General features: G+C 62.3%; 7 protein-coding genes. 4 read left to right on the top strand and 3 right to left on the bottom strand.

Features of this window, described 5'->3' with window-relative positions:
- Nucleotides 1-222 precede the first annotated feature (222 nt).
- Both A2J03_RS23850 and A2J03_RS23845 read left to right on the top strand, forming a co-directional pair.
- Nucleotides 223-651: an SgcJ/EcaC family oxidoreductase gene (locus A2J03_RS23850; RefSeq protein WP_068378947.1), complete on the top strand. Its 429-nt coding sequence runs from the start codon at nucleotides 223-225 to the stop codon at nucleotides 649-651.
- A gap of 116 nt (nucleotides 652-767) precedes the next feature.
- Complete coding sequence (locus tag A2J03_RS23845) at nucleotides 768-1,193, top strand: VOC family protein (protein ID WP_068378944.1); 426 nt, start codon at nucleotides 768-770, stop codon at nucleotides 1,191-1,193.
- Here the strand turns inward: A2J03_RS23845 and A2J03_RS23840 are convergent, their stop codons facing one another.
- The 3 genes from A2J03_RS23840 to A2J03_RS23830 are packed head-to-tail and all read right to left on the bottom strand — an operon-like array spanning nucleotide 1,194 to nucleotide 4,854.
- Complete coding sequence (locus tag A2J03_RS23840; RefSeq protein ID WP_068378941.1) at nucleotides 1,194-2,552, bottom strand: metallopeptidase TldD-related protein; 1,359 nt, start codon at nucleotides 2,550-2,552, stop codon at nucleotides 1,194-1,196.
- Entirely contained in the window at nucleotides 2,549-4,075 is a 1,527-nt protein-coding gene (locus A2J03_RS23835) for a TldD/PmbA family protein (RefSeq protein ID WP_442971402.1), read from the bottom strand. The genes A2J03_RS23840 and A2J03_RS23835 overlap by 4 nt, the downstream gene beginning before the upstream one ends.
- An 11-nt stretch (nucleotides 4,076-4,086) precedes the next feature.
- A complete protein-coding gene (locus tag A2J03_RS23830) occupies nucleotides 4,087-4,854 on the bottom strand; it encodes a TSUP family transporter (RefSeq protein WP_068378939.1) in 768 nt (255 codons plus the stop codon).
- 17 nt (nucleotides 4,855-4,871) lie between these two features.
- Between A2J03_RS23830 and A2J03_RS23825 the strand changes: the two genes are divergently transcribed.
- Together A2J03_RS23825 and A2J03_RS23820 are read left to right on the top strand one after the other, a co-directional pair.
- A complete protein-coding gene (locus tag A2J03_RS23825; RefSeq protein WP_068378935.1) occupies nucleotides 4,872-6,032 on the top strand; it encodes a sensor histidine kinase in 1,161 nt (386 codons plus the stop codon).
- Nucleotides 6,033-6,047: 15 nt separating this feature from the next.
- The gene (locus A2J03_RS23820) at nucleotides 6,048-6,707 is read left to right on the top strand and encodes a response regulator (protein WP_068378932.1); all 660 of its coding nucleotides are present in this window, start codon (nucleotides 6,048-6,050) and stop codon (nucleotides 6,705-6,707) included.
- The last annotated feature ends 83 nt before the right edge of the window (nucleotides 6,708-6,790 follow it).

Genomic DNA, 6,790 nt, shown 5'->3' with positions numbered 1-6,790 from the left:
GGGTGTCCTCACACTCGGTCGTCGTCATGCGTCACCCCCTGCAATCCGAAGTTCGAACTGATGTTCGATTCACTGCTGGAACTGTAACCCACCTCACCGACAAAGTCGCCAATCCTGCACAGACGCACCCTTATTCGCGGAAATCAGTTCACATCCGAACCCCCTCTGGGGCTGAAGGCACGGACTTGACCTCGAGCAAACTCGAGGTTGCATGCTGTGCACATGACCGAATCGACACCCCGAGTGACCGTGCCATTGTCGTCGCGCGACGACGTCGAAATCCGTGCCATCATCAGCGACGTCGAGAGGGGCTTCAACGACAACGACGTCGAGCTGTCCGTTGCACACTTCGCGGAGGACGCGGTCGTCGTCACGGCCATCGGAGTCGTACTCGAAGGCGCGGCTGCGATACGAGGGGCCACCATGCTGAGCCTCGGTGGTGCGCTTGCCGACGCGACGGCCTACTACGAACCGTTCGCTCTCGCCTACGTCGGTTCCGATGTCGCCGTAGCCCAGAAGCGTGCATGGTCCTCGAAGAAGTCGGCCGAGTCCGGCGAGGCGGCCGAGATGACAGCTCTGTACGTTCTCGTACGACACGGGGACCGATGGTGGATAGCTCGGCGCGAGAACACCCTCGTGGCCCGCTTTTGAGCATCGAGGATTCCGCCTGCGTGTAACGGGTACACGCGTGATCGGCGACCTGAAATCCACATCAGGGCGGTGTCGGGCACCGATAATTAGTAACGCCACCAGAACGGAGCACCTTCGTGCCGATCGCAGCATCAGATTTCCACCACGTCCGTCTCACGGTCAGCAACATCGAAACCTCACGCAAGTTCTACGACGACGTCTTCGGGTTCGAGGTGGCCTTCGAGTGGGATCCGAACGCCGACGAAGAAACCAAGAAGTCTCTGTGGTTCCTTTTCGGCGGAGTCATCTACAAGTTCGCGGGTGGATTGTTCGGACTCAGGCCGGTAGCAGCCGACGGCGATACCTTCGACGAGGACCGAGCCGGCCTCGACCACCTCAGCTTCGGTGTCGACACCAACCAGGACCTACACGATGCAGTAGCGACGCTTGATCGCCTCGGTATCGCACACGAGCCGATCAAGGTAGGTGGCCCAGGTCTGGCAATCTTGGAGTTCCGCGATCCCGACAACATCGCGCTCGAGGTGTCCGGACCGAGTGAGTAACTATTGAGCGGCACTCACCGAGGACATATAAAAGTCAGGGATACGTAAGGGCGGCATTGCAGTCCGAGTGAACCAGTCTTTCCACTCTCGGGGCAACGTGGGCTGAGTTGCCCCGGCCTCGGTGACACGGCGCAGCAGGTCGAGCGGACTTTCGTTGAATCGAAAGTTGTTGACGGCGCCGATGACCCTACCGTCCTGGATGGAGTACACGCCATCCCGCGTGAGGCCGGTCAGCAACAGCGTTGTGGGATCGACTTCGCGTATGTACCAGAGCGTGGTCAAGAGCAGTCCATGTTCGGTCCGGGCGATCATGTCGTCGATACCGGCGTCGGCACCCGTCAGAACGAGGTTGTCTCCGGGCAACGTGACGTGAGCGTTGAAACGCTCTGCCGCGAATCGCGGGTACGCCAGCGCGTTGATCACGCCGCCCTTGATCCAATCCACTCGCGATGTCGGCATCCCGTTGTCGAACAGGGATACCGAATCGTTCGAGGATCCGGTCGCGAGAAAGGGCGAGTACTCGAGGCCGGCCGCTCGCGGGTCCGAGTAGAGCGTCAAGGGGAGACGTCCGAGCTTCTCTCCGATCCTCGTTCCGCCTGCTCTGGACAGAGCGGTATGCCCCTCTTCCGCGCCGCGCCCCTCCATGGTCCACATCAGGTAGATCATGAGGTCCGCGACCGCGGAGGGGGGCAGAATTGTCTCGTACCGTCCCGCTGGAAGTTCGATACTCGTCGAAGCCCAGTCCAGGCGGGTCGACAGTTCGACGAGCAACTTCTCGATGGCGATGTCGCCGAAGAGCGGGGTTCCCGCGCCGACCCATGCGCTGGCATCGCCGCGCTTCCCGTTGATCTCGACCGAACCAGTGGGTTGTGTGTAGCGCCTTCTGAGCCCGGTCGACGAGCCCAGCCACACAGTCTCGATCTGATGATGAGCAAATCCGTAGAGTGTGTCGGTGCCGTCGAATCCGGTCGCGAGGCCCCCGGTCAGCGAGCCGAAGACGTCGATGCTGGTCCGTTCGGAAGGCGCATCCCACGAGGCAGGTGCGCCGTCACCCTCGAGCAACGGCATCGCGTCTTCGGCGAGACCGGCTGCACGAGCCGCCGTTTCGGCGTCCTTCACGACCGCGTCGATGTCCGCAGGATCGACCGACGTCGAGGAAACGGTGGCTGCGCGAGCGCCGGCGCTGTCGCGAACGATCGATACCACTGTCCACCGTCGCAGTGTGGAGATACCGTTGGTCGTCATCGAATTCCCGGCCCACCGCAGCGAGGCCTCACTCGAATCGGTGACGATGACGATCGTCTCGTCGACGGTGGCAGCGCCGAGTGCACGTTCCACCAAGTCGTGGCCGGGAATCATGCGCCCGCCTCCGTTCGCGTGTTCAACACGTTGACTCCGCGGAACAACGCTGCAGGACATCCGTGGCTCACGGCGGCCACCTGACCCGGCTGCGCCTTCCCGCAGTTGAATGCACCGCCCAACCGCCGTGTCGATCGACCTCCCACGACCTCCATCGAACCCCAGAAGTCCGTCGTTGTGGCCTGGTACGCGACGTCACGAAGCTGCCCGTCGAGTCGTCCATTGCGGATTCTGAAGAACCGTTGCCCGGTAAATTGAAAGTTGTACCGTTGCATGTCGATCGACCAGGACTTGTCTCCCACGACGTAGATCCCGTCCTCGACTCGAGAGACCAGATCGTCGATGGTGCGATCGACGACAGGATCCGGTTGCAGGGACACGTTCGCCATCCGCTGTATCGGAACGTGGTGCGGTGAGTCAGCGTAGGAACAGCCGTTCGAACGTTCGAGGCCCAGGCGCGGCGCGAAGACGCGGTCCAACTGGTACCCGACGAGTATGCTGTCGCGGACCAGGTCCCACTGCTGTGCGGCGACGCCATCGTCGTCGAATCCAGTGCTCGCAAGTCCGTGTTCTTCGGTCCGATCTGCCGTCACGTGCATGGAGGGACTGCCGTACTTCAACTTTCCCAGTTTGTCCGGTGTTGCGAAGGACGTCCCTGCGTACGCCGCCTCGTAGCCGATTGCCCGGTCGTATTCGGTTGCGTGTCCGACGGATTCGTGAATGGTCAGCCAGAGGTTGGTGGGGTCGATCACGAGATCCTTGGGTCCGGGTTCGACCGACGGAGACTTGACCTTTTCCGACAGCCAATACGGGATTCGTTCGAGTTCGTCTGCCCAGTCCCACGTGCTTTCCTGGCCCAGGTACTCCCAACCCCTGCTCACCGGCGGCGCAAGTGTGCGCATGGTCTCGAACGCGCCTGCCTCCTGGTCGACTGTCGTTGCCTCCAGCTGTGGGTGTAGGCGCACGCGCTGCTGGGTAATCGTGCTGCCCGCCAGATCCGCGTAGAAGCTCTGCTCTTTCACTTGGAGGACGGACGCGGTGACGTGGTCGATCCCCTCTGCGGATCGCAGCGAGTCCGAGTACGCGGCGAGGAGGTCGACCTTCTCGTTCGTCGGTACGTCGAACGGATCGATGTCGTACCGCGAGACCCACGTGGCATCGGAATAGATGGGCTCCGCGGCGAGCTCGACAGACTCCCGGTTGAGTGCGCGCAACGCGGTCGCCACTCCCACTGCGGACCGCGCAGCGTCGACCGCAGCAGCGACCGACAATTCGGATTGTGATGCGAAGCCCCATGTTCCGTCTACGACGACGCGCACCGCCAGACCTATTTCAGAACTGTCGACGGCGGACTGGACGACGCTGTCTCGGAGGTTGAGTGACTGTGTGACGAGGCGGTGAACACGAAAGTCCGCGTGTGTCGCGCCTGCCCGTTTGGCGGCGTCGAGCGCGGCGTCTGCGAGCTCTCGTAGCGGAAGCGCAAGGAAGTCCGGGTCGACGTGCCGTTTCGACAACTGAGTCACAGGGACCGAGATTAGCCGAATTGTTGCCATCCCAGGCGTACAACCATGCCGATGACCACCACGAGCAACACAATTCTGACGAAGCCGGACCCTCTGGACAGGGCGGTTCGCGATCCGATCAGCGCACCGACCACGTTGCACGCGGCCATGGCGGCTCCCAACTGCCACATCACATGCCCGGTGACCGCAAAGAACGCGAGGGCCCCCAGATTCGAACCCAGGTTCAGGACTTTCGCCATCGCGGCGCTGCGCACGAACTCGGTGCCCAACAGAGTCGCGAACGCGATGATGAAGAAGGTTCCCGTTCCTGGACCGAGAATGCCGTCGTAGAAGCCGAATCCACCAGCGGCCAAGAACACCACGAGCACGAACTTCCGGCGAGTGGGAGGGTGATCCCCGGCGACGGTTCCGATCGTCGGTCGCGCAGTGACCAAGACCGCGACGCCCACCAGGACAACCATGATGATGGGGATGAACAAGTCCCGGTCGATCAATGACACTGCAGCCGCGCCGCACGCCGACGTGGCAGCAGCGGCAATGCCTGCCGGGGCCATGACATGCCAGTCGAGCTTGATCTTGCGCGTAAACGTCACTACCGCGGTGAAGGTCCCGAAAACCGCAGTCATCTTGTTGGTGGCCAGTGCCGCCTGAGCGGTGAGTCCAGGCGCGACGACGAGGAGCGCAGGGAGCAGGATGAGACCGCCACCGCCGACAACGGCATCGACCCATCCTGCCGCGAGTGCAGCGACCATCAACAATCCCCAGTCGGCTGCCGTCATGCGGCAAACTCAATCACATGCGCAGGTTCAGCTTATGGCTCAGGGGCAAGCCCTTCGTTGCGGATTCGCTCCTGGCGGGCATTCTCTTCGTATTCGACGCGATTGCCTTCGTCGGAAACTCCGAGATGCGCAGTTGGCCGCTCTACATTCTCGTCGCGGTGGCAGTCTCGGTTCCGGTCGCTTGGCGGCGTCGCCACCCGCGCATCGTGGCCGGATCGGTGTTGACCGCATCGCTTTTCAGCAGCCTCGCCGGCATGGGGGTCGGAGAGTCCACGAACCTTCATCCGTCGCTACTCGCGCTGCCGATCATGCTCTACACCCTGGTCGTGTACGTCGGGCGTCGCGACGCAGCGATCTACCTGGTCGCGCTGACGGGCGATGCGATCGTCGGATTGCTCGCTTTCGGTCAGGAACCTATTTCCACAGTGTTGTTCACAGTGCTGATGTATTCGCTTGCGTGGGTCGCCGCCGAGTTCCTCGGCGCAAGAAGGGCATACGACGAAGCGGTCGAAGCGCGACTCGCGGTAGCGGAATACGATCGTGACCGCCGTGCGGAGGAAGCGGTCGCAATGGAGCGAACGCGCATCGCACGTGAACTTCACGACGTCATCGCGCATGGCGTCAGTGTCATGGTCGTGCAGGCGGACGGTGCGTCCTATGCAATTCGGAAGGATCCTGATCGGGCGGAGCAGGCTGTCGCGAACATTTCTGCGACCGGCAGGCAAGCTCTCGCTGAACTGCGCCGAACCGTGGCACTTCTGCGCACCAACCCCTACGTCGACGACATGCCGCTCTACGGGACTGCAGGTCTGGCCAAGGTAGTGGACATGATGTCCAGGGCGGGGCTGAACGTGGAGATCGAGCAAACGGGAAACCTCGACGACATCAGCCCGGCAATCAGTCTCGGGATCCACCGATTGGTGCAGGAATCTCTGACGAATGTGCTGCGTCACGGTGGCCACGCACCCAAGGCGAGGGTGTCCGTCGTCCGGCGAGCCGAGGACGTCCTCGTCGAGATCGTCAACAACGGGGTCGGTGTGTCCACGAGCACGGTCCAGGGAACTGGCAACGGGCTGCTGGGCATGCGAGAGCGAGTCGCGGTGCTGCAGGGCACGCTGGAGGCAGGCTCCGCAGACGATGGTCACTGGCGCGTGCGCGCGGAGTTGCCACTCGAATAGCGATAGGTTGTTTCGGTGCCGATCTCTGTGCTCATAGTCGACGACCAACAGCTGATGCGGATGGGACTTGCGATGGTCCTCGATGCTCAGGACGACATCGACGTCGTAGGCGAGGCAGCGGACGGCGAGTCGGCGGTCAAGGCGGTATTCGAACTCACGCCCGACGTTGTCCTCATGGACGTTCGCATGCCCGGAGTCGACGGCGTGACTGCGACGTCGCAGATCACCTCTTCCAGCGCATCCTCGCGAGTGCTTGTCATGACGACGTTCGACCTGGACGAACACGTGCTGGGCGCATTGCGAGCTGGTGCGAGTGGATTCCTGCTCAAGGACACCCCGCCCGAGGATCTGATCTCGGCCATTCGAAGTGTTGCTGCGGGCGATGCGGTCGTGTCGCCGAAGGTCACCAAACGACTGCTCACGAGATTCATCGCGGAGGAGTCGGCCCCGATCCAGGATCCCGGTGTGCTCGACACACTCACAGAACGCGAACGGGAGGTGCTCGGGCTGCTCGCCACTGGTTTGTCCAACGCGGAGATCGCCAGGGGACTCGTGTTGTCCGAGGCAACTGTCAAGACGCACGTCGGTCGAATGCTGACGAAGTTGGGCCTTCGAGATCGAGTGCAAGCGGTAGTTCTGGCTTACGAGACCGGCCTGGTCCGGCCACGGTCCTGATCGTTACCCGATTGCCATGAAGTTCGGGGAGTAATTCGACGGTGTCGTCCGTTGTCAGTACAGGCAACGAAAGGAACGACAGT

It is taken from the genome of Rhodococcus sp. EPR-157 (assembly GCF_001647195.1).
Classification (GTDB): Bacteria; Actinomycetota; Actinomycetes; order Mycobacteriales; family Mycobacteriaceae; genus Rhodococcoides.
This window is presented reverse-complemented; position numbering and strand designations above follow the sequence as displayed.